We start from the raw sequence: 22,222 nt of genomic DNA, 5'->3' as shown, positions 1-22,222 counted from the left end.
CAATCGCGTGGTGCTGTGGTCCAGCAGGTTCACCAGCACCAACGCAGCATCGCGTGGGCGCGGCAGGTCGAGCAGCAGCTTGAGCGCCTCCATTGCCTGCATCGCGCCCAAGGTCCCCGGCGCGGGTCCAAGCACACCGGACAACGCGCAACTCCCCACCGCCTCGGGCGCTGGTTCATGTGGCCACAGGCAGCGCAGGCAAGGCATGCCGGGGCGCGCCTCCACCACCTGCAACTGGCCCTCGTACTGGTACACGCTGGCCAGCACCAGCGGCGTCCCGCTGATCACGGCTGCATCACTGCTTGAATAGCGGCTGCGCATGTCGTCGGTGCATTCGACCACCAGATCGAATTCACCAAACACCTCCACCGCCTGCTCCGCCTGCAGCGGCGCCACCCAGGTGCGCACTTTCACACTCGGATTGAGCGCCGCCACGCGACGGGCGGCCAGCGTCACCTTCAACTCGCCGACATCGGCGGCGTCATACATGGTCTGCCGGTGCAGGTTGCTTGCTTCCAGCCGATCACCGTCGACGATGCCCAGCGTGCCCACGCCGGCGCCGGCCAGATAGCTGATGACCGGGCAGCCGAGGCCGCCCGCGCCGATGACCAGCACCCGCGAGGCAGCAAGCTTCGCCTGCCCTGCCTCGCCGACCTCGCGCAGGCGCAGCTGTCGCGAATAGTCCGGTGTAAACGGCGCGGCGGGCGGATGCGCGTGATGGTGCATCTCATGCTCGTGTTCATGCTCGCGGTGCACATGCGTGCAGGCGACCCACTCGGCGTCGCCACTGAGATAGTGCTCCTTCTTCCAGATCGGCAGACGGTGCTTGATCTCGTCGATGATGTAGCGGCAGGCGCGAAACGCCTCGTCGCGATGCGCCGCGGACGCGCCCACCCACACCGCCAGGTCGCCCACCTTGAGGGCGCCCGTGCGATGCACGCAGCAGGCGTCAGTGACGCCGTAGCGCGCGATCGCTTCTGCGACGATGCGCTCGCCTTCCGACTGGGCCAGCTCGGCATAAGCCTCGTAGTCCAGTCCATCGACTTCGCGCCCTTCGTTGCTGTTGCGCACCCACCCTTCGAATGCGCAGAAGCCGCCGCTGCCGGGATGCTGCAGGGCGTCGCGCAATCGTGCGGTGTCAACCGCCTCACTGGCCAGTTGGAAATGCATCAGCCACCCGCCACTGGTGGAATGAACACGATGGTGTCGCCGTCGCGCAACGGATGGTCCCAGCCGCAGAACTGTGCATTCACCGCCACCTTGAGCACGTCCGCCGCCAGCGAGAAGTCGTGACGCGCGCACAGCTCTTCGTACAACTGACCCAGCGTGGTCGCCGCGGTCGCCACCTGCTCGCCGCCGATGCCGGCCTGCTCGCGAAGCTGCGCGTAATACTGCAAGTTCACCATCGTCATGCCATCGACTCCAGCCGTTGCTGCATCACTTCCCTCTCCTCCGGGGTGTTGACGTTGTCCAGCGCCTCGCCCGGTACCGGCAACAGCACCGTGCGCGACTGCATCAGCGCCTTGCGCGGGCAGTAGCTGCCCGCCTGGTAACGCTGCAGCAGGAGCGCATGGCTGGAAGGCTCCCAGATGGCGCACAGCGGTTCGGGCAGGCCGTCGTGCCGGCTGGTGAAGGCGGTGGCGTCGGCCGCGGGGTCGCGTGCATCAACCAGCGCCTGCAACGTGCCGGCGTCGAGCAGCGGCAAGTCGCAGGCCAGGACCAGCCACGCCGCCTCGGGATGACGCTCCTGCGCGGAGAGGATGCCGGCCGCCGGACCAATCGCCTCGTAGCTGTCCACGATCTGCGGCAGGCCGGCGCGCAGCGGATCCTCGCGCTGGCTGTCGCGAACCGACACGAAGGCACGCTCGGTGGCGGCCTGCAGCACGCGCCAGGCCCGCAGCAACTGGGGCTCGCCGCGATAAGCCAGCGCCGCCTTGTCCTGCCGCATGCGCTGGCTCGCGCCGCCGCTGAGCAGCAAGCCGTAGAGTGGGGGATGCGCCGCGTTCATGCCATCTCCTGCTTGCCGAAATCATGCTTGCCGCCGGTCTTTCCCACGAGGCGCACCTCGCCAATCACGATGTCGTGCGACATCGCCTTGCACATGTCGTAGATGGTCAACGCGGCGATGCTGGCGCCGGTCAGCGCCTCCATCTCCACGCCGGTGCTGCCGCGGCAGGACACGGTGCAGTCGATCAGCGCGTCATGGCCTTCCATGTGGATGGCGATATCGCAGCGATCGATGCTCAGGGGATGGCACAGCGGTATCAGTTGCGGCGTCGCCTTGGCGCCCATGACCCCGGCGATCTGCGCCACGGTGAGCACCGCGCCCTTGGGCGTGACGTAGCCGGCCGCATGCAGCGACTGGGCAACCTCGGCGGGAAAACGGACCCGCGCCTGCGCCCGCGCCGTGCGATGAGTGACCGGCTTGCCGCCCACGTCGACCATGCGCGGCTGCTGCGACTCGTCGACGTGCGAAAGAGTGGCGGGAGGATGGGTCACGATTGGCTCCGGTCCAGTGTCACGGGTAAATTATCAGCCTGACACACGGCGGCAGCATTAAGAAACCGTCTACGTCCGGCAGCTTTTTAGTGGCTCGGCGGCACGTTGCCGCTACCCACCGATGTAGTTCATTTCGATCTTCCGCTGCGTCCCCGGCTGGTGTTTGGCGCGCTCCTCGCTGTAACGGTCGGTGCGACGCAGCCATACCTCCCTCAGCACAGCCAGTAGGGCATCATCGCTGGCGCCATCGCGCAGCGGCCCGCGCAGATCAGCGCCACGGGTGGCGAACAGGCAGGTATAGAGCATGCCCTCGGACGACAGCCGGGCCCGCGTGCAACCGCCACAGAACGGCTGGCTGATCGAGGAGATCATCCCGACCTCCCCAGCACCGTCGAGGAAGCGGTAACGCGTGGCTACTTCCCCGGGATACTTGGGCGGCAGCGCCTGCAACGGCCAGCGTGCATGGATGCGCTCCACCAGCTCGCGCGAAGGCACCACGTCGGTGGGGTTCCAGTGGTTGCGGTTGCCCACGTCCATGTACTCGATGAAACGCACCACGATGCCCGTGCCGCGGAAGCGCTCGATCAGTTCGAGCACTGTGTGCTCGTTGACGCCGCGCTGCACTACCGTGTTGAGCTTCACGTCATGCGGATAGCCCGCGGCCTGCGCCGCCTCGATGCCGTCGAGCACGTCATCCAGCGCCCCGCGTCCGCCGCTCATGCGATGGAACAACGCAGGATCCAGCGTGTCCAGGCTGATGGTCACCCGGTCCAGCCCGGCATCGCGCAATTCTTCCGCATGGCGCGACAGCAATACGCCGTTGGTGGTCAGCGCCAGGTCGGTGATGCCATCGATGCCGCGCAGCCTTGCCACCAGCTCGGGTAGTTGCGGGCGCAGCAGCGGCTCGCCGCCGGTGAGGCGCAGCTTGCTCACGCCGAGGCTGGCGGCCAACCGACACAGGCGCTCGATCTCATCGAAGCTCAGTCGCTCCTCGTTGCGCAGGAAGGCAAAATGCTCGCCGTAGGTCGCCTCGGGCATGCAATACGGGCAACGGAAATTGCAGCGGTCCATGACCGAGATGCGCAGGTCGTGCAGCGGCCGCCCGTGCTGGTCGAGCGGGTGCATGGCGGAGACTTCCTGGCGGGTTGGCAGCTTGGTCATGTCACCACCGGTAGAGCTTGGCGACCGTGCCTGCCAGGGCCGGCCCCAGCCCAGGCGCCAACTGAACCACGCCATGGGTACGCGGCAGCGAGGCAAAGTCACCGGAGGTCCGTGCAGGCACCGGATGCGCCCGCAGCATGCCCTGGGCGTCGGTGTGCACGTGCACGGGAACGAAACTGGTCAGCATGGAATGGGTATCCACTGCGGCGTCCAGACATACCATTTCGGCCGGCGCGGGCGTCATGCCCAGCGCCGCCAGCAGGGCCGGCCTCACATAGCGGATGGCGCACACCAGGGCCGACACCGGGTTGCCAGGCACGGCGAACACCGCCTGCCCTTGCGAACCGACGCCAAACCACATCGGCTTGCCCGGCTTCTGCGCGATGCGATGGAACACCCGCCGCACACCCTGCGCCTCGAGCGCGGCGGGTACGTGGTCGCGCTGCCCCATCGACACGCCGCCGGAAAGAATCAGCACCTCGTGCGTGGCCAGCAGGCGGGCCAGCGTGTCGCCAATGCGCGCCTCGTCATCCACGACATGCTCGCGCACCACGCGGTCGAAACCATGCCGACGCAGCGAGGCCGCCATGGCGACATCGTTGGATCGACGGATCTGCCCTTCGCCCAGCGGCTCGTCCACCGCCACCAGCTCGTCGCCGGTAGAGACGATGGCGATCGACGGGATGGCGCCGACGGCGACCGTGGCCACGCCATTGGCCGCCAGCAAAGCCATCTCGGGCGCGCCGATCAGCATGCCGCTGGCCAGCAACGTGGCGCCGGCCGGGCAATCGGAACCGCGCACATGGATGAACTGGCCACGCGCGGGCTGGTAGCCGTTGACCAGCCGATAGGCCTCGCCTTCGCGCTCGACCTGCTCCACCGGAATCACGCAGTCGCAGCCGGCCGGCAACATGGCGCCGGTGGTGACCTCGATGCAGGCGTCCTCGCCCGCCAGCGTCTGCCGGGCCATGCCCGCCAACTGCACACCGGCTGTCGCATAGGCACGCGCCGGCGTCTCGCGCCAGCGCACGGCGATGCCGTCCATCATCACGCGATCGAACGGGGGGTGATCGTGCTCGGCCAGCACCGTCTGGCGGAGGATGCGACCCGCGGCCTGGTCCAGCCCGACGCGCTCGATGCCGAAAGGTGGCATGTGGCGTGCGATCAGCGTGTCGGCTTCGGCGACACCGATGGGCTCGGTCATAGGCATGACAAAACGTGGCAGTGGCCGTCGCCACGATTATGGTGAGCGTATCGAGGCTGTACAACAGCAGGCCACCGTCCGTTCATGCGCCCACCGCCACGGCCTTGACCTGCGCCCAGACTTCCTTGCCCGGGGCCAGCGCCAGGGCGTGCCAGGATCGCCGGGTAATGCGCGCCAGCAGCGGGCAACCGCCGGCATCGAGCTGCACCAGGCATTGCGACGGATGGTCCGCGTCGGCCATGGCCACCACGCGGCAATGAATGTCGTTCAGGGCGCTGCTGCCGCCCCCGGGAGCCGTCGCCAGCACGACGTCGCGCGCGCCGATGCGGCAGCGCAGCGCCTGCCCCACCACTTCATGGCGATAGGGCAACCAAAGGCGGCCACCCGGGAAGTCCACCTCGATCAGCTGGTCGTGCGCTTCGTAACCCACCACCGAGCCCTCGATCACTGCTCCCATCGCCCCGGCAAGCGACGGCGGCAGGTCCAGCCGGGTCAGCGTGGTCTGCAGCGCGCCTTGCGCGACCACGTGTCCGGCATCCATCAGCACCAGGTGATCGGCCAACCGCGCCACCTCATCGATGTTGTGGCTGACGTAGACCATCGGGACCGAGAGCTTCGCGTGCAGCCGTTCCAGACAGCCGAGCAGTTCGGAGCGCGCCAGCGCATCCAGCGCCGACAGCGGCTCGTCAAACAGCAACAGGCACGGATCGGCGAGCAGCGCCCGCACCATGGCCACGCGTTGTCGTTCCCCACCTGAGAGCGCGCCCACCCGCCGATGCAGCAAGGCGCGCACGCCGAACTCGTCGATCAGGCCATCGCGGTCCAGATGGGCTGGCCGCCCGGCGCGGCGAAAGCCGAATTCCAGGTTGCCGGCCACGGAGCGGTGGGTGAACAGGCTCGCTTCCTGGAACACATAGCCGATCCGGCGTCGGTGCGCCGGCAGGAACGCGCGATGCGCATCGTCCTGCCACACCGTATCGCCGAACGAAACTCGCCCCGCCGCGCCACGCTCCAGGCCCGCGATGGCGCGCAGGCAGGTGGTTTTGCCGGCGCCGGACGGACCAAACAACGCGGTGATGCCACGCGGGGGCAAGGCGAAGTCCACATCCAGCGCCAACGCGCCGCGACGCCAGGCCAGCTTCGCGTCGAGACCACGCTGCGAATCAGTCATGTGGGTGCCTGCCGGGGCGCAACAGGGACATGGCCAGCAAGGCGAGGAACGACACCAGCAACAGGCAGAGCGACAGCACGTGCGCCTGGTGGTACTCGCCTGCCTGCACATGGTCGTAAATGAGCATCGACATCACCCGCGTCTGCCCGGGGATATTGCCGCCTATCATCAGCACCACGCCAAACTCGCCAACGGTGTGCGCAAAGCCCAGCACCGTCGCCGTCACTACGCCAGGCAAGGCCAGCGGCAGCGCTATGGAACAGAACCGGTCCAGCGGCCCCGCCCCCAGCGTGGCCGCCACGTCCAGTGGACGCTGGCCGATTGCCTCGAACGCGTTCTGCAGTGGCTGCACCACGAACGGCAACGAATACAGCATCGACGCCACCACCAGTCCGCGGAAGGTAAACGGCAAGGCCGACAGCCCCGCGGCGGCAATGAGACGCCCGACGGCGCCTTCGGGACCGAGCAGCATCAACAGGTAGAAACCCAGCACGGTCGGCGGCAGCACCAGAGGCAGCGCCACCACGGCGGCGACCGGTCGCCGCCAGCGTGAATGCGTGTGCGCCAGCCACCACGCCAGCGGCATGCCGAGCACCAGCAGCAACACGGTCACCGTCGCGGCCAGCCGCAAAGTGAGCCAAAGCGCCTGCAGGTCTTGCGCGGAGAACAAGGTCGTCGCCCTCTCAGTGACCGGTATCTGGGAGGCTGAAGCCGTAGCCAGCCAGAATCGCTCGCGCCGGAGGACTCTGCACGTACTGCGCAAAATCCTTCGCCAGTGCATTGCCGGCGCCGCGCTGCGTCAGCACGAAACTCTGCTGCAGTGGCTCGTGCATCGACGAAGGCACCAGTACATAACTGCCCTTGACCGGCGAGGCCTTCGCCAATGATTCGGCGATGAGCCCCACGGTGGCATTGCCGCTTTGTGCGAATTGCGCGGTCTGGGCAATGTTTTCGCCATACACCAGCCGTGACTGCACGGCGTCCCACACGCCCGCCGCTCGCAACGCCTGCTCCGCGCGCTTGCCGTAGGGCGCGTGCTGGGGATTTGCGATCGCGATGCGGCCGAATCGCGGCTGGCTAAGGTCGGCGACCTTCACCTGGCTCATGTCGATGCTCGCGCTCCACATGACCAGATGCCCCATGGCATAGGGCACCGGCGCGCCTCCCGCCTTGCCATGCGCAACCAGTTGCTGGGGATAACTGCTGTCCGCGGAAAAGAACAGCTCGAAGGGGGCGCCCTGCTCGATCTGGTTCAACAACATGCCGGAGGCGCCATACACCACCTCCACCGTGCTGCCGGGATGGCTCTCGCGATAGGACGCGACCAGCTTGTCCATCGCGTTGTGCAGATCCGCGGCGGCGGCGACGGTGATGTGCTGCTCCTCGGCGGACGCGTTCGACCAGGGGTGCAGCAGCGCGAGGCCAATCCATAAGCAGGAAATGAGGAAACGCTTCATGCCGTCATGTCTCCTTGGGAATCGTGCATGGCCGTGGTTGGAATGGTTACCAGACGATCCATGTCTCTCAGGAAGAACGTCGCTGCCGGACGCTGTCGCGCACGTCCACGTCGAACAACAATTCGAGCACCTCGCCACTTTCCGTAGTGGGCAAGGCAAAGGTCAGCCCCTCGCGCGTTGGCAGTCGCGACGCGTGCTCACGCACGGCGGCATCCGGCAATTCAATCAACCATGCCTCGGGCTGCCCTGTGAATCCGGCTTCGCCGATCGGCGCGAGCCGCAGCGTGCAGACTATCGTGAATGCCAGGGCGAAGCGGGTGCGCAACTCGACGGCTTGACCAGCCAGCAACTGGGCCAGCTCGCTCTCGCCAATCCGCACACGCAGGCTTTGTCCTTCGATCTGCAACTTCATGCCAATGCTCCAAGGAGTGCCGTGGAAGCCAGGGCCAGCTTCTGGCCAGGATGCAGGCTCGCGATTTCAACCTTCGTGCCGGCCGGACATTCGCCCGCATCTTCAGGAAGGATCACCCAGGCGCCGGCGTCGGCGAAGGGCTGAATGCGGAAGGGCTGCTGCGGGCCGGCAACCGTGGCATGCAGGCGGCCTTCGGCGTCCAGCGCCAGCGTGGCGCGCAGGAAGTGCCGCAGGCCAGGCCTCGGCTGCTGCGGCGTTTCCAGGTTGGCATGCCACGTCATTTCGCGGCCCATGCCCAGCATGGCCCGCAGCACCGGGACCGCGAAGAAACGGAAACCCACCGCGACGGCCATCGGCGTGCCCGGCAGCGCCAGCACCAGCGCACCGTCATCCAGGCGCGCCGCGAGCAACGGCTTGCCCGGGCGCATGGCCACCTTGTGGAACAGCAGCTCGGCGCCGAGCCTCTGCAGCGTATCCGGCACGAAGTCGTAGCGCCCCATCGATACGGCGCCCGTGCTCATGATGAGGTCAGCGCCCGCCTCACGCGCGCGCTGCACGGCCTCTGCATAGCTGTCCGCCGTGTCGTCCACCGTATCGCACGACAGCACCAGCCCCCCCATCGCGGCCACGGCCGCGCACAGGTAAGGTCCGTTGGAGTTGTAGATACGCTCCTGCGCCAACGGTTGGCCGAGATCGGGCTGGAGTTCCTTGCCCGTGCACACGATGGCCACACGCGGCTGGCGAGCCACCTCGACGCGCGGGACACCGAGCGCCGCCAATAGCATCACGTGGGACGGCTCGATGCGAAGGCCAGCGCCCAACACACGGGCGCCCGCAGCAACATCGCTGCCGGCGCGGCGCACATTGGCGCCAGGCATCACGGTCTCCTGCAGGCGGATCCGTGCCGGCTTGCCATCACCGCCCTGAGCCAGCAGCTGCGTGCATTCCACCGGAACCACCGTATCCAGCCCCTCGGGGAGCTGGGCGCCGGTCATGATTTCGCAGGCCACGCTCATCACTCCGGCCGCCACGTCGCCGGCCGCCTGCGAACCACCGACCACATGTTCGGAGCCGGGGGCGAGCGAATCGCTCGAGCGCAATGCATAGCCGTCCATCGCGGCGTGATCGAAGGAAGGCAGGTCGATGGGGCTGTTCACGCCCCCCGCAAGCACCCGCCCGCAGGCTTCGGCCAACACACACATCTCGCCCCGGAATGGGCGGACATGCTCGCTAAGCCGTTCCAGTGCCTGGGAATAATTGATCATGCGATGAACGCTAGGGGGCCAACGGTGAAGGTCCGGTCGACGTATATCCATGCACAGGGATCCGCTCCCAGGCAAGCATAAGTTGACGGTCGCGCCAGCTGCCATTGTTCCATCGAACTAGTTCCGACGCCGCGCCCCCGGCGGCCACGCCCGTCGACGGACGAATAGTCGCGGCCACGCGCGCTTCCTAGCCTGTCCCATGCCATTGGGCTGCGCACTCCCACAGTGAAAGGCAGGCATCCATGAATCTCGCTTCCGACCGTCAAACGCCGCTGGACCGGCGTGCCTACCCGGTACTCATCTCCAGCACCTTCGCCTTCACCATCTGTTTTGCCGTATGGATGATGTTCGCCATCCTCGGCATTCCGTTGAAGAGCCAGCTCGGCCTCAGCGACACCGAGTTTGGCCTGATCGCCGCCATGCCGGTGCTTACAGGCTCGCTGATCCGCGTGCCACTAGGCATCTGGACCGATCGCTACGGCGGCCGCATCGTGTTTTTCCTGCTGATGCTGGCCACGGTCGTACCGATCTGGCTTCTCTCCTACGCCACGCAGCTCTGGCAGTTCCTTCTGCTCGGCTTGTTCGTTGGCCTTGCCGGCGGGTCCTTCTCCGTCGGTACACCCTATGTGGCTCGCTGGTTCCCCAAGTCACGCCAGGGGCTGGCCATGGGCGTGTTCGGGGCGGGCAACTCGGGTTCCGCACTCACCAAGTTCGTGGCCCCCGCGCTCATCGCCACAGCCGGCACGTGGACCATCGTTCCCAAGGTGTATTCGGTGGCCATGCTCGCCACGGCCGTGCTCTTCTGGCTGGCCTCGGCCACCAACCCTTCGCACCTGACGGGTCGCACCATCAGCCTTCGCGAACAGTTGGCGGTGATGAAGGATCCGCGCGTCTGGCGCTACTCGCAGTACTACTCCGTCGTGTTCGGCGGCTACGTCGCGCTGGCGCTGTGGATGACCAAGTACTACGTCGGCGAATACGGCTTCGACATGAAGGTGGCCGCGTTCCTGGCTGCCTGCTTCTCACTGCCCGGGGGCGTGCTGCGCGCCATTGGCGGCTGGATCTCGGACCGCTACGGCGCCTACCGCACGACCTGGTGGGTCATGTGGGCGTGCTGGGTCGTGTTCTTCATCCTCAGCTATCCGCAAACCACCTTCGTGGTGCAGGCGATCGGCGGCCCCAGGAACTTCCACATCGGTCTCTCGCCCACCGTATTCACAGTGCTGATGTTCATCGTGGGCATTGCCATGGCGGTGGGCAAGGCATCGGTATTCAAGTTCATCTCCGACGACTACACCGACAACATCGGCGCGGTGTCCGGCGTGGTCGGACTCGCTGGCGGCATGGCGGGATTCCTGTTGCCGATCATGTTCGGCGCGATGTCGGACGCCACGGGGGTGCGCTCCACCTGCTTCATGCTCATGTACGGCACGGTGTGCATCAGCCTGATCAGCATGTACTACAGCTTCCGCGGGGAACGCATCGCGCACGCGCTCAAGGCACACGCTTCCTAGCCATCCCGCTCACTCCCCTTCCTCACGTCGGGCCGGAGTGCATCCGGCCCACCCATCCGGAGCCGTTAGGTATGTCATCGTATCTGCTCACCCGCTGGGAGCCGGAGAATCCGGCCTTCTGGCAGTCCTCCGGCGAACGCGTGGCGCATCGCAATCTGTGGATTTCGATACCCGCGCTGATGCTGGCCTTCATCATCTGGTCGCTGTGGAGCGTCACTGTCGTCAACCTGGACAAGGCAGGCTTCCACTTCAGCAAGGACCAGTTGTTCTGGCTGACGGCGCTACCCGCCCTGTCCGGCGCCACGCTGCGCCTGTTCTATTCGTTCATCGTTCCAATCTTCGGCGGCCGCCGATGGACGGCCCTGTCGACCGCCAGCTTGCTGATTCCCGCCCTGGGCATGGGCTTTGCGTTGCGTGACCCCAACACGGGTTACCCCACGCTGCTGCTTCTCTCGGTGTTGTGCGGCCTGGGTGGCGGCAATTTCTCATCGTCGATGGCGAACATCAGCTTTTTCTTTCCCAAGGAAAAGAAGGGCGTTGCCACTGGCCTCAACGCAGGCCTGGGCAATCTCGGTGTGTCGGTGGTGCAATTCGTGACGCCGTTGGCGATCTCCACTGGCGTCTTCGGCGCCCTCGCAGGGGAACCGCACACGTTCCTGACCAACGGCGACACACAGAGCATCTGGCTGCAGAACGCCGGTTTCATCTGGGTGCCCTTCATCGCCGCCGCCGCGCTCGCAGCGTGGTTCGGCATGAACGACATCCACGACGCCAAGGCGTCATTTGCCGACCAGGCGATCATCTTCCGCCGCAAGCACAACTGGCTGATGTGCTGGCTGTACGTGGGCACGTTCGGTTCATTCATCGGCTTTTCTGCCGGTCTGCCACTCCTGACCAAATCGCAGTTCCCCGGCGTCAACCCGACCGCCTATGCGTTCCTTGGCCCACTGGCTGGCGCGTTGGCGCGCCCGATCGGCGGCTGGATCTCGGACAAGGTCGGCGGCGCCCGCGTCACGTTCTGGACGTTCCTGGGCATGATCCTGGCCGTCTTTGGCGTATTGGCGTTCCTGCCCCACCAAGGGCAAGGCGGTAGCTTCGATGGGTTCCTCGCCCTGTTCATCGTGTTGTTCGCACTCACGGGCATCGGAAACGGGTCGACCTTCCGCATGATTCCGATCATTTTCCTCACCGATCGCCAACGCGCCGCCAGGGGCCAAGGCGAGGCGGCATTGAAGCAGGCCGCGCTCGATGCCGGCAAGGAGTCGGCTGCGGTGCTTGGGTTCTCCGGCGCCATCGGGGCGTACGGAGGATTCTTCATCCCCAAGAGTTTCGGCACCTCGCTCAGTCTGACGGGAGCGCCGGACGCCGCGCTCTACTGTTTCATCGCCTTCTACCTTAGCTGCCTGGTCATCACCTGGTGGTGTTACTCGCGCAAGAGGGCGGATATGCCTTGCTGATGGTGGTCCATGGCTCCGGCTGCTCGTAGGTGAGAACGGTCGGGGCCACGGCGGCAGGTTCTCGTCCGCCGGCGGGACTAGTCCTGGTGGCGGAGCGCCGTACAGGGCCGGCTACGCCGATCCACCCAGCCACAAGCCTTCATTCGGCGAATGGAGCGGCTTTGCCCGCCTGCCTACAGTTTCATCGCAGCGATACCGGCGCCGCGCGCAAGGCGGCCGACGCTTATCGGAGACAAGCATGAGTCATTTCCTGGACCGCCTGAGATTCCTTTCCCGCGTGACATCGACCTTCGCCGACGGGCATGGCGCCGTCGTCAACGAAGATCGTCGCTGGGAGAACGCCTATCGCCAACGCTGGCAGCACGACAAGGTCGTCCGCTCGACGCACGGCGTGAACTGCACGGGATCGTGCTCGTGGAAGGTCTACGTCAAGAACGGCCTGATCACATGGGAAACCCAGCAGACCGACTATCCCCGCACCCGACCCGACCTTCCCAACCACGAACCGCGCGGATGCGCGCGCGGCGCCTCGTATAGCTGGTACGTGTATTCGGCTCAGCGCGTGAAGCATCCGCTCGTGCGCAGCCGCCTGATGCAGATGTGGCGAGAGGCGCGAAAGACGTTGGATCCGATCGCCGCCTGGGAGTCGATCAGTCAGGATCCGGAGAAGGCGCGTCGTTACAAGAGCATCCGCGGACAAGGTGGCTTCGTGCGTGCTGATTGGGACACGGCCACGGAAATGATCGCCGCCGCGAATGCTTACACCATCAAGCGCTATGGCCCCGACCGGGTTATCGGCTTCTCACCGATTCCTGCCATGTCCATGGTGTCGTATGCCGCCGGCGCGCGTTACCTCAGCCTGATCGGCGGCGCCTGCCTGTCGTTCTACGACTGGTACTGCGACTTGCCGCCAGCCAGCCCGCAGATATGGGGCGAACAGACCGACGTACCCGAGTCGGCCGACTGGTACAACTCCACCTACCTCATGGTCTGGGGTTCCAACGTGCCGCAGACGCGCACGCCGGACGCGCATTTCTACACGGAGGTGCGCTACAAGGGCGCCAAGACGGTGGCCATCTCCAGCGACTTCGGCGAGATGGTGAAGTTTGGCGACATCTGGCTGGCGCCCAAGCAAGGGACCGATGCGGCGCTTGCACTGGCCATGGGCCACGTAGTGCTCAAGGAGTTCCACGCCACCGGCAAGTCCAGCTATTTCCGCGAGTACATCAAGCGCTACACCGACATGCCGATGCTTGTCGTGCTCAAGCCACACGGCAACTGCCTTGCGCCAGGCCAGTTTTTGCGGGCATCTCAGCTGACCTCGGCGCCGGACCACGGCCACGCCGACTGGAAGACGCTACTGATCGACGATGCCAGCGGAGCCATCGTCGCGCCCAACGGTACCGTGGGCTTCCGCTGGGAACGCGGGCAGGACGGCCATGCGGGTCGCTGGAACCTGGAACTCAAGGACGGCGCCAGCGGCAAGGACGTGGATCCCCGGCTCTCGCTGGTGGGACGGCAGGACGCCATCGCGGAGGTCGGCTTCCCCTACTTCGGCGCCGACCATAGGGATCTGCTCGTGCGCCACGTCCCCATCAGGTATGTGACGCTCGCCGACGGCTACGTGGCGCCCGTGGCCACGGTCTACGACCTGCAAATGGCGAACTATGGCGTCGACCAGGGATTGGGCGGGCCGAACGTGGCCACGTCCTACGACGATGACCTGCCCTGCACGCCGGCCTGGCAGGAAAAGCACACCGGCGTTCCCCGGCATCTGGTCATCCAGGTCGCCCGCGAGTTCGCCGACAACGCAGACCGCACGCGGGGCAAGAGCATGGTGATCGTGGGCGCCGCGCTCAATCACTGGTACCACAACGACATGATCTACCGCGGCATCATCAATCTGCTGGTGATGTGCGGCTGCGTGGGCCAGAGCGGCGGCGGTTGGGCGCACTACGTGGGCCAGGAGAAGCTCAGGCCGCAATTTGGCTGGGCGCCGCTCGCCTTCGCACTCGACTGGTCGCGCCCGCCCCGACAGATGAACGGCACGTCGTTCTTCTACAACCACACCAGCCAGTGGCGACACGAGAAGCTGTCGCTTGACGAAATACTCGCCCCTACGGCGGATCGCGCCCGCTACAACGGGCTCTCGCTGCTCGACCTCAACGCAAAATCCGAACGCATGGGTTGGCTCCCGTCAGCGCCACAGTTGGGCGCCAATCCCCTGGACGTAGTGAGCCAGGCCGAAGCACTGGGCGAGGATCCGATCGCCCATGTCGTGGAAAGCCTGAAAACGGGCGCCCTCAAATTCGCCTGCGACGACCCGGACAACCCGGCAAACTTCCCACGCAACATGTTCGTGTGGCGCTCCAACGTCCTCGGCAGCTCCGGCAAGGGACACGAATACTTCCTGAAATACCTGCTCGGCACGCAGAACGCTGTCTTCAGCGACGAGAACACCGCCATCAAGCCCGCGGAGGTGCAAGTGCGCGAGGCGGCAGAGGGCAAACTCGACCTGTTGACGGTGCTGGACTTCCGCATGAGCACCACCTGCCTCTACGCCGACATCGTGCTGCCGACCGCCACCTGGTACGAGAAGGACGACCTCAACACCTCGGACATGCACCCGTTCATCCATCCGCTGAGCGAAGCGGTGCAACCGCTGTGGGAGAGTCGCACGGACTGGGAGATCTACAAGTCCATCGCGCACAAGTTCAGCGAACTGGCGGGTCCCTATCTCGGCACGCGCAAGGATCTCGTGTGCACGCCGCTGCTGCATGACACGCCTGGCGAACTGGGCCAAGCCTTCGAGCCCAAGGATTGGCGTCTTGGCGAATGCGAGCTGATCCCCGGCAAGACGGCGCCATCCATGACCATCGTCGAGCGCAACTATGCCGACATCCACCGCAAGTTCACCGCGGTCGGTCCCCTGCTCGATACGTTGGGCAACGGCGGCAAGGGCATCAGCTGGGACACGCGCCACGAGGTGCGCGACCTCGCCGGGCTCACCCGCGTAGTGGCCGAGGACGGCGTAGCCAAGGGACGACCACGACTCGATACCGCCATCGATGCGGCCGAGATGATCCTCACCTTCGCCCCTGAGACCAACGGGCATGTCGCCGTCAAGGCGTGGCAAGCCTTGTCCAAGGTCACAGGCCGGGAGCACAGCCACCTCGCCATTGGTCGCGAGCACGACAAGATCCGCTTCCGCGACGTGCAGACGCAGCCACGCAAGATCATCTCCGCGCCCACCTGGTCAGGCCTCGAATCGGAGGAGGTGAGCTACAACGCGGGTTATACCAACGTGCACGAGCTGATCCCCTGGCGCACGCTCACCGGGCGCCAGCAGTTCTACCAGGATCATCGCTGGATGCTCGATTTCGGTGAAGGTTTCTGTACCTACAAGCCGGCGATCGACACCAAGACGATCGCACCGATGCAGGCCCACAAGCCCAACGGCCATCCCGAGCTCGTGCTCAACTGGATCACGCCGCACCAGAAATGGGGCATCCACTCCACTTATTCGGACAACCTTCGGATGCTCACGCTATCCCGCGGCGGCCCGCACGTGTGGGTGTCCGAGGCGGAGGCGAAGGAGGCGGGGCTCAAGGACAACGACTGGGTCGAGGTGTTCAACATCAACGGAGCGCTCACCGCGCGCGTCGTGGTAAGTCAGCGCGTGCCGCGCGGCATGTGCCTCATGTATCACGCGCAGGAAAAGATCGTGAACGTGCCCGGCGCCGAGACCTCGGGCATGCGCGGCGGCATCCACAACTCGGTGACGCGCACCGTCATCAAGCCCACGCACATGATCGGCGGCTATGCCCAGCAGGCCTATGGTTTCAACTACTACGGAACGGTCGGAAGCAATCGCGACGAGTTCGTGATCGTCCGCAAGATGGCAAGAGTGGATTGGCTTGAAGGCGCCATGACCCAGGGGGATGGCCAATGAAGATACGTGCACAGGTCGCCATGGTGCTCAACCTCGATAAATGCATCGGCTGCCATACCTGCTCCGTCACCTGCAAGAACGTCTGGACGTCACGCGACGGCGTCGAATATGCCTGGTTCAACAACGTTGAGACGAAACCAGGCATCGGCTACCCCAAGGAATGGGAAAACCAGGCGAAATGGAAAGGCGGCTGGATCCGGGACGCCGACGGCAAGCTGCGTCCGCGTCAGGGTGGCAAGCTGCAGATTCTTGGCAATCTGTTTGCAAACCCGAACCTCCCGCAGATCGACGATTACTACGAGCCATTCACCTACGACTACGAGCGATTGCAGAACGCGCCCTTGTCGCAGACGCCGCCAACCGCCCGCCCGGTTTCCGCCATCACCGGCAAAAAGATGGACAAGATCGAGTGGGGCCCGAACTGGGAGGACGACCTCGGCGGTGAATTTGCCTCGCGCGGCCGCGACCCGTTGTTCGAAAACGTGCAAAAGGAGATGTACGCCACCTTCGAAAACACGTTCATGATGTACCTTCCGCGCCTGTGCGAGCACTGCCTCAACCCCACCTGCGTGGCGTCCTGCCCCTCGGGCTCCGTGTACAAGCGCGAGGACGACGGCATCGTCCTGGTCGACCAGGACAAGTGTCGCGGCTGGCGCATGTGCATCAGCGGCTGCCCCTACAAGAAGATCTACTACAACTGGAAAAGCGGCAAGGCGGAGAAATGCACCTTCTGCTTTCCGCGCCTGGAAGCTGGCCAGCCCACGGTCTGCTCCGAAACTTGCGTCGGACGCATCCGCTATCTCGGCGTCATGCTTTATGACGCCGATCGCATCGCCGAAGCAGCCGCCACGCCCCGGGCAGGTGACTTGTACCAGTCACAACTGAACGTCTTTCTGGATCCGCATGACCCTGCCGTGCTAGACGCGGCGCTTCAACAAGGCATCCCGCAAAGCTGGCTGGAGGCCGCACGTCGTTCGCCGGTCTACAAGATGGCGGTGGAATGGAAGGTCGCCTTTCCGCTGCATCCGGAATACCGGACCTTGCCCATGGTCTGGTACGTGCCGCCTTTGTCGCCCATCCAGTCGGCGGCGCAAGCCGGCCACATGGGCATGAACGGCATCCTGCCCGACGTCGCCAGCCTGCGCATCCCATTGCGCTATCTCGCCAATCTGCTGACCGCAGGCGACGAGCTGCCCGTGGCCCGTGCGCTCGAACGCATGCTGGCCATGCGCGCCTACAAGCGTTCCCAGACCGTCCATGACGCCGTGGATGAATCCGTGCTCGCCCAGGTGGGCATGACCGCAGCGCAGGTCGAGGACATGTACCAGACCATGGCCATCGCGAACTACGAGGACCGCTTCGTCGTCCCCTCTTCGCACAAGGAGATGGTCGAGGACAGCTTCAATGAAAAGGGCGCCTGCGGCTTCACGTTTGGCAATGGCTGTTCCGGCGGCGTGTCGTCGCCCACGCTGTTCGGCCGCCGGCCGCAGGGGCTCAGCCGCGCACCCGGCATGGCCAAGCCCGGGGAAAAGGAGACGCCATGAACATCACACACCATGCACCAAAGCAGTCACCCGAGGCGCGGCTCTATTACCTGATGTCCGCCTTGCTGGCCTATCCGGAGCCGTCGCTGATCGCCGGCTTGTCGGACATCGATTCCTTTCTCTCAGACCGGCCGGCCATACGTGACGCGCTGGATCCGCTGCTGGAACGGATCCGGAGGGATGATCTGATCGATGTTCAGGAACGTTACGTCAGCACGTTCGATCGTCACCCGGGCTGCGCCCTCTACCTGTTCGAACACGTCCATGGCGAAAGTCGCGATCGCGGACAGGCCATGGTCGATCTGCTCGACGAATACCGTCGGCGCGGCTGGGCGCCGATGACCCATGAATTGCCCGACCACATCCCCGCCTTCCTGGAGTTCCTCGGCGTCTTGTGCGCCGATGGCGATCAGGACGAGGCCGAACGATGGCTCGGCGATGCCATCGACGTGCTCGCCGCCATCGGCGACCGCCTTCAGCGGGAAGGAAGTCCCTATGCAGCCGTCTTCGCTGTCCTGCGTTCGCTGACGACGGTTCAACCGAAGCCCCAACCGGAGCCACCGGTCCGCGACATGGATGAAGCGATGGAACGCTTTGGCCCTGGTGTGGACGGCGTGGAGCCGCTGCTCACGCCCGCGCCCTGCCAACCACTCCCGTACCGGGCTCGCACCCAGGCCACTCCCTCGCCGTGAGACATCCGCCATGCCTTTCCTGCACGCGTTCCTGTTCGGCATCTATCCCTACATCGCCGCCACCATATTTTTGCTGGGAAGCCTGTTCCGCTTCGAGCGTGAGCAGTACACCTGGAAGAGCGACAGCTCCCAGCTGCTTTATCACGGCCGTATCCGGGCAGGCAGCATCCTCTTCCACGTGGGCATCCTCGGCTTGTTCCTGGGTCACTTCGTTGGCCTGCTGACGCCAGTCGCGGTGTGGGACACACTGGGTGTCTCGCACGGCCTCAAACAGATGATCGCCATGGTGGCGGGCGGCGTCATGGGGGCGCTCTGCCTGACCGGTCTGCTGATACTTCTGCAGCGACGCCTCTCCGAGGCGCGCGTGGCGGCGGTCACTACTGGCGGCGACAAGCTACTGCTCGCCTGGTTGCTGGTGACACTGCTGCTCGGCTTGTCGACGATTGCGGTGTCGTCAGGACACCTGGATGGTCACGTCATGCTCCAGCTGATGAGCTGGGCGCAGCATCTGGTGACCTTCCGTGGCGACGCCGCGGGCTGCATCGCCGACGTGCCGATGATCTTCAAGGCTCATCTGTTCATGGGCATCACGTTGTTCCTGATCTTTCCCTTCACCCGTCTGGTGCATGTCTGGAGCGGACTGGCTTCTGTCACCTACCTGGGTCGCACATGGCAACTGGTGCGCCCCCGTTGACGTGCACCGGACGGCGTTGCTGGCAGCATGACCTGAACATCAGACTTCGCCACAGCGAAGGCGGCTTCAATTGCCGCAGTAGCACCGCATCGGGTCATGCTCGCCATGCGGGCCATCGCTTAACCTCGGCACGTCACGCACTGACTTGGGCGTCTGGGGATGGCTTGAGGACATGCCGCGACCGGCTACCGGTTATCCGGGCTGGCAAGCCGGTCAAGCATTTCTTCCGCAGCCGTATCGCCCGCTGCATGATGGCGAGCCCTGGAACCCAACGGCGTCCATGTCGCCTCCATGGCGCCATCGACGAAGGGTAACGACTTCGCCGTGTCGGTTGCGTTTGACACCCAGGCTGTGCCGACGCGACCGATACCTCCATGCTCACATCCGCCAAGTCCCGCCTGATTCACCTGGCGTCGTCAGAACTTCCCGTGCAGTGGCACCGGCTTTCGACGCGCATCATCGCCGTGTCGCTGACCGCGCTTGCCCTCGTGCTCGGCATGATCTTCAGCACGCTCTTATTGTCGTGGAGGCTTGAAGGCGCGGGGGCTGCAATCAATGACGCCGGCAGCTTGCGCATGCGCGCCAACCGCATGGCCATCGAGTTGATGGATGCGCGTGGCGGCCGGCCGAGCGGCCTGCCCGAACAGATGGCGCTGTTCGAGGACACGCTGACACGCTTGCGCTACGGCAATGCCGCACGCCCACTCTTCCTTCCCAACGAGTCTTCCATTCGGGCCCAGTTCGATCGCGTTGCGCAGGATTGGCAGCAGCGCATCAAGCCGGCCCTTGTTGCCGATATGCGACGTTCGCCCGCAGAAGCGGCCCGCTACCTCGCCATCCTGCCTGATTTCGTGGGCGAGGCGGATCAGCTGGTCCAGATGATCGAACGGGACAACACGCAAAAGACCGCCCTGCTCCGACTGTCGCAGATCGCCCTGGCCGTGCTCGCCTGCCTGGGCACCGTGGCCATGGTCCATCTCCTCTATCTGTGGATCATCCGCCCGGTGCGCAGCCTTCAGGATGGTTTGCTGCGAATGGCCGGTCACGATTTCGCCGTGAGGCTTCCGGTGGAGACGCGCGACGAATTCGGCGAACTGGCCATGGGTTTCAATCGCATGGCAGGCGAACTGCAGGAGCTGTATTGGAACCTGGAACGGCGTGTCGAAGACAAGACAGCAGAGCTGGCATCGCGCAACAGCGCGCTCGCCTCACTCTACGACATGACCACCTTCCTCAACCTTCCCAACGACATTGAACCGATGTGTCGGGGGTTTCTGCAGCGGGTGATGGCGCAGTTCCACGCCGATGGCGGCGCCCTGCGCGTGCTCGGTCCCGAAGAGGACAAACTCCACCTCCTGGTGTCGGAGGGTTTTTCGCCGGCATGGAGCGCCACCGAGCATTGCATGGCGGTGGATGCCTGCTTTTGCGGCGATCCGGTGCGCCTTGGCGCGCCATCGGCGCTCGACCTCCGGTCCGCAGTGCATGAGTCCAGTCGGGCCCACCCATGCCTTCGCGAGGGACTGGCGGGCTTGTGGGTTTTTCGCATCGGCGCCCAGGGCGGCGTGATGGGATCCTTCTCGCTTCACTTCCATGCTCCGCGCCGGCTTTCGCCTGCTGAATCGGACCTGCTCGAGACGCTTGGGCAACATCTGGGCGTGGCCATCAATCACTTGCGCCTGTCGGCCAGTGCACGGCAACTCGCCGTGGTGGAGGAGCGCAACCTCGTCGCGCAAGGCCTGCACGACAGCATCGCCCAGGCGCTCAACTACTTGAACCTGCAGATACAGATGCTGGCCGACGCCGCCGGCGCGGGCAACCTGAGCGACATCGAGGCCATCGTGCCCCGCCTGCGGCGAGGGGTGGAGGAGAGCTACCAGGACGTTCGCGAACTGCTGGCCAACTTCCGCACCAAGCTCGGCCACGGCGACCTGCGTTTGGCCATCGAGAACACCATGGAACGCTTTCAGCGCCAGAGCGGCGTCAATGTCGTGTTCCGCTTTGCGGACTGCGGCGGCGCGCCCATGGCTCTCGAACAGCAATTGCAGGTGCTCTTCATCCTGCAGGAAGCCTTGTCGAACGTGCGCAAACACGCCATGGCCCGCCAGGTGGTCATCGAAGTATCCGACGGTGCGGACTTCACCCTGGAGATCACCGACGACGGCCTTGGTTATGACTCGGCGAAAGTCTTCGCCGGCGATCACCAGCGCGTGGGGCTGGGCATCATGCGCGAGCGCGCAGCTCGGCTAAGAGCAGACCTCGAACTCGATGGGCGGCCCGGAAACGGTGCATCGGTGCGGCTGACGCTGTCCAGGGACCATCGCCAGCCCGCCTGAACAATTTCATTCGATGGACGGATCCCGCATGACCATTCGCATTCTGCTGATCGACGACCACGCCCTGTTTCGTTCGGGCATTCGCCTCCTGCTGGAGCGGCAGTCAGACATCACCGTGGTGGACGAGGCCGCCGACGGGCTGGAAGGCATCAAGCGCGCCAAGCGGCAGCGCCCCGACGTGATTTTGCTGGACCTCAACATGCCGGGACTCTCGGGCCTCGAAACACTGCAGCTACTGATCCAGGACGTTCCCGACGCTTGTGTCGTGATCCTGACCGTATCGGAAGATGCCGAGGAACTGGTCATGGCGTTGCGAACCGGCGCCTGCGGGTATCTGGTGAAGAACATCGAGGCCGACACGCTCATTGATGGCGTCCGCAAGGCGGCCGCCGGAAGCTCTGTCATCGCCGATGACATGACCGCCAAACTCGTGGCGCAGCTACGTGCGCCGGCCAAGGCGCTGCAGGAAACACCCGCGGCCACGGAATCCGACGACAGGCTCACCGCGCGCGAGCGCGACATTGTCCGGAGCGTGGCGCGTGGCGAAAGCAACAAGGAAATCGCCCGCGCGCTGAGCGTCGCCGAGAGCACGGTCAAGGCGCACGTGCAAAACATCCTGAAGAAGCTCAGCCTCAGCAGCCGTGTGCAGATGGCCGTCTATGCCGTGGAGCGCGGCCTGCACGAAGACGACTGAGCCACGGAAACGCTCGCGCTTCCTGTTACCCGTAGGTGAATGCCTGGCCAGACATCGGTTGCCGCCGGGTTGGACAGCGAGGGGCCACGGCGGCGCCTGCGCATCTTTACCGGCCGGCGCCCCGCAACCTGCCGATTCGCTGCAGCCTGGATCCTCGTCACCGTGACTGTCAT

General features: G+C 65.1%; 18 protein-coding genes and 2 pseudogenes. 8 read left to right on the top strand and 12 right to left on the bottom strand.

Translation table 11 applies throughout. From position 1 onward, the window contains the following. Positions 1 to 6 precede the first annotated feature (6 nt). The 12 genes and pseudogenes from DVT68_RS20835 to DVT68_RS13660 form a co-directional block, all read right to left on the bottom strand. Positions 7 to 669 (bottom strand): annotated as a pseudogene (locus DVT68_RS20835) (HesA/MoeB/ThiF family protein); the annotation flags it as partial. 99 nt (positions 670 to 768) lie between these two features. After that, positions 769 to 1,170: pseudogene (locus DVT68_RS20830) on the bottom strand (molybdenum cofactor biosynthesis protein MoaE); the annotation flags it as partial. After that, positions 1,170 to 1,412, bottom strand: coding sequence for a MoaD/ThiS family protein (locus DVT68_RS13705; RefSeq protein ID WP_114825652.1), 243 nt, complete (start codon positions 1,410 to 1,412; stop codon positions 1,170 to 1,172). The gene DVT68_RS13705 and the pseudogene DVT68_RS20830, both read right to left, overlap by 1 nt. Next, positions 1,409 to 2,008, bottom strand: coding sequence for an NTP transferase domain-containing protein (locus DVT68_RS13700; RefSeq protein WP_114825651.1), 600 nt, complete (start codon positions 2,006 to 2,008; stop codon positions 1,409 to 1,411). The genes DVT68_RS13705 and DVT68_RS13700 overlap by 4 nt, the downstream gene beginning before the upstream one ends. Further along, positions 2,005 to 2,499 carry a cyclic pyranopterin monophosphate synthase MoaC gene (gene moaC / locus DVT68_RS13695; RefSeq protein ID WP_267897417.1) on the bottom strand — a complete coding sequence of 165 codons (495 nt, stop codon included), beginning with the start codon at positions 2,497 to 2,499 and terminating at the stop codon, positions 2,005 to 2,007. The genes DVT68_RS13700 and moaC overlap by 4 nt, the downstream gene beginning before the upstream one ends. Before the next feature lie 111 nt (positions 2,500 to 2,610). Further along, positions 2,611 to 3,660 carry a GTP 3',8-cyclase MoaA gene (gene moaA / locus DVT68_RS13690; protein WP_114825650.1) on the bottom strand — a complete coding sequence of 350 codons (1,050 nt, stop codon included), beginning with the start codon at positions 3,658 to 3,660 and terminating at the stop codon, positions 2,611 to 2,613. A 1-nt stretch (position 3,661) separates the two neighbouring features. Then, positions 3,662 to 4,870 (bottom strand): molybdopterin molybdotransferase MoeA, encoded by a 1,209-nt coding sequence (locus tag DVT68_RS13685; protein ID WP_233523468.1) that lies wholly within the window; start codon positions 4,868 to 4,870, stop codon positions 3,662 to 3,664. A gap of 76 nt (positions 4,871 to 4,946) precedes the next feature. Next, positions 4,947 to 6,035: a molybdenum ABC transporter ATP-binding protein gene (gene modC / locus DVT68_RS13680; RefSeq protein ID WP_114825648.1), complete on the bottom strand. Its 1,089-nt coding sequence runs from the start codon at positions 6,033 to 6,035 to the stop codon at positions 4,947 to 4,949. Continuing rightward, positions 6,028 to 6,705 carry a molybdate ABC transporter permease subunit gene (gene modB, locus DVT68_RS13675; RefSeq protein ID WP_233523467.1) on the bottom strand — a complete coding sequence of 226 codons (678 nt, stop codon included), beginning with the start codon at positions 6,703 to 6,705 and terminating at the stop codon, positions 6,028 to 6,030. The genes modC and modB overlap by 8 nt, the downstream gene beginning before the upstream one ends. A gap of 13 nt (positions 6,706 to 6,718) precedes the next feature. Continuing rightward, positions 6,719 to 7,492 (bottom strand): molybdate ABC transporter substrate-binding protein, encoded by a 774-nt coding sequence (gene modA, locus DVT68_RS13670; protein ID WP_114825646.1) that lies wholly within the window; start codon positions 7,490 to 7,492, stop codon positions 6,719 to 6,721. Between the two features lie 67 nt (positions 7,493 to 7,559). Further along, a complete protein-coding gene (locus tag DVT68_RS13665) occupies positions 7,560 to 7,904 on the bottom strand; it encodes a hypothetical protein (protein ID WP_114825645.1) in 345 nt (114 codons plus the stop codon). Next, the gene (locus tag DVT68_RS13660; RefSeq protein ID WP_114825644.1) at positions 7,901 to 9,169 is read right to left on the bottom strand and encodes a molybdopterin molybdotransferase MoeA; all 1,269 of its coding nucleotides are present in this window, start codon (positions 9,167 to 9,169) and stop codon (positions 7,901 to 7,903) included. Before DVT68_RS13660 ends, DVT68_RS13665 begins: the two co-directional genes overlap by 4 nt. 242 nt (positions 9,170 to 9,411) lie before the next feature. Between DVT68_RS13660 and DVT68_RS13655 the strand changes: the two genes are divergently transcribed. The 8 genes from DVT68_RS13655 (at position 9,412) to DVT68_RS13620 (ending at position 22,049) form a co-directional block, all read left to right on the top strand. Next, positions 9,412 to 10,683 carry an MFS transporter gene (locus tag DVT68_RS13655; protein ID WP_114825643.1) on the top strand — a complete coding sequence of 424 codons (1,272 nt, stop codon included), beginning with the start codon at positions 9,412 to 9,414 and terminating at the stop codon, positions 10,681 to 10,683. Between the two features lie 71 nt (positions 10,684 to 10,754). Continuing rightward, on the top strand, positions 10,755 to 12,140 hold the full coding sequence (locus DVT68_RS13650) for a NarK family nitrate/nitrite MFS transporter (RefSeq protein WP_114825642.1): 1,386 nt from the start codon (positions 10,755 to 10,757) through the stop codon (positions 12,138 to 12,140). Between the two features lie 238 nt (positions 12,141 to 12,378). Then, entirely contained in the window at positions 12,379 to 16,092 is a 3,714-nt protein-coding gene (locus DVT68_RS13645; protein WP_114825641.1) for a nitrate reductase subunit alpha, read from the top strand. Next, on the top strand, positions 16,089 to 17,636 hold the full coding sequence (gene narH, locus DVT68_RS13640) for a nitrate reductase subunit beta (protein ID WP_114825640.1): 1,548 nt from the start codon (positions 16,089 to 16,091) through the stop codon (positions 17,634 to 17,636). Before DVT68_RS13645 ends, narH begins: the two co-directional genes overlap by 4 nt. Beyond that, entirely contained in the window at positions 17,633 to 18,328 is a 696-nt protein-coding gene (narJ, locus tag DVT68_RS13635) for a nitrate reductase molybdenum cofactor assembly chaperone (protein WP_114825639.1), read from the top strand. Before narH ends, narJ begins: the two co-directional genes overlap by 4 nt. Before the next feature lie 10 nt (positions 18,329 to 18,338). Beyond that, a complete protein-coding gene (gene narI / locus DVT68_RS13630; protein WP_114825638.1) occupies positions 18,339 to 19,022 on the top strand; it encodes a respiratory nitrate reductase subunit gamma in 684 nt (227 codons plus the stop codon). 374 nt (positions 19,023 to 19,396) lie between these two features. Continuing rightward, positions 19,397 to 21,355, top strand: coding sequence for a type IV pili methyl-accepting chemotaxis transducer N-terminal domain-containing protein (locus DVT68_RS13625; protein ID WP_114825637.1), 1,959 nt, complete (start codon positions 19,397 to 19,399; stop codon positions 21,353 to 21,355). 28 nt (positions 21,356 to 21,383) lie between these two features. After that, a complete protein-coding gene (locus DVT68_RS13620) occupies positions 21,384 to 22,049 on the top strand; it encodes a response regulator (protein WP_114825636.1) in 666 nt (221 codons plus the stop codon). The last annotated feature ends 173 nt before the right edge of the window (positions 22,050 to 22,222 follow it).

It is taken from the genome of Dyella solisilvae (genome assembly GCF_003351225.1).
GTDB classification, from domain to species: Bacteria; Pseudomonadota; Gammaproteobacteria; order Xanthomonadales; family Rhodanobacteraceae; genus Dyella; species Dyella solisilvae.
Note: the sequence above shows the minus strand (reverse complement) of the source record. Positions and strands in the feature narration are given on the sequence as shown.

Bases quoted from the DNA above. Each gene is read 5' to 3' on its own strand.
- moaA (WP_114825650.1), bottom strand. From the start codon at position 3,660: ATGACCAAGCTGCCAACCCGCCAGGAAGTCTCCGCCATGCACCCGCTC.
- DVT68_RS13665 (WP_114825645.1), bottom strand. From the start codon at position 7,904: ATGAAGTTGCAGATCGAAGGACAAAGCCTGCGTGTGCGGATTGGCGAG.
- DVT68_RS13660 (WP_114825644.1), bottom strand. From the start codon at position 9,169: ATGATCAATTATTCCCAGGCACTGGAACGGCTTAGCGAGCATGTCCGC.
- narI (WP_114825638.1), top strand. From the start codon at position 18,339: ATGCCTTTCCTGCACGCGTTCCTGTTCGGCATCTATCCCTACATCGCC.
- DVT68_RS13655 (WP_114825643.1), top strand. From the start codon at position 9,412: ATGAATCTCGCTTCCGACCGTCAAACGCCGCTGGACCGGCGTGCCTAC.
- DVT68_RS13625 (WP_114825637.1), top strand. From the start codon at position 19,397: ATGCTCACATCCGCCAAGTCCCGCCTGATTCACCTGGCGTCGTCAGAA.
- DVT68_RS13685 (WP_233523468.1), bottom strand. From the start codon at position 4,870: ATGCCTATGACCGAGCCCATCGGTGTCGCCGAAGCCGACACGCTGATC.
- DVT68_RS13620 (WP_114825636.1), top strand. From the start codon at position 21,384: ATGACCATTCGCATTCTGCTGATCGACGACCACGCCCTGTTTCGTTCG.
- modC (WP_114825648.1), bottom strand. From the start codon at position 6,035: ATGACTGATTCGCAGCGTGGTCTCGACGCGAAGCTGGCCTGGCGTCGC.
- DVT68_RS13705 (WP_114825652.1), bottom strand. From the start codon at position 1,412: ATGACGATGGTGAACTTGCAGTATTACGCGCAGCTTCGCGAGCAGGCC.
- narJ (WP_114825639.1), top strand. From the start codon at position 17,633: ATGAACATCACACACCATGCACCAAAGCAGTCACCCGAGGCGCGGCTC.
- DVT68_RS13650 (WP_114825642.1), top strand. From the start codon at position 10,755: ATGTCATCGTATCTGCTCACCCGCTGGGAGCCGGAGAATCCGGCCTTC.
- narH (WP_114825640.1), top strand. From the start codon at position 16,089: ATGAAGATACGTGCACAGGTCGCCATGGTGCTCAACCTCGATAAATGC.
- DVT68_RS13645 (WP_114825641.1), top strand. From the start codon at position 12,379: ATGAGTCATTTCCTGGACCGCCTGAGATTCCTTTCCCGCGTGACATCG.
- modA (WP_114825646.1), bottom strand. From the start codon at position 7,492: ATGAAGCGTTTCCTCATTTCCTGCTTATGGATTGGCCTCGCGCTGCTG.
- DVT68_RS13700 (WP_114825651.1), bottom strand. From the start codon at position 2,008: ATGAACGCGGCGCATCCCCCACTCTACGGCTTGCTGCTCAGCGGCGGC.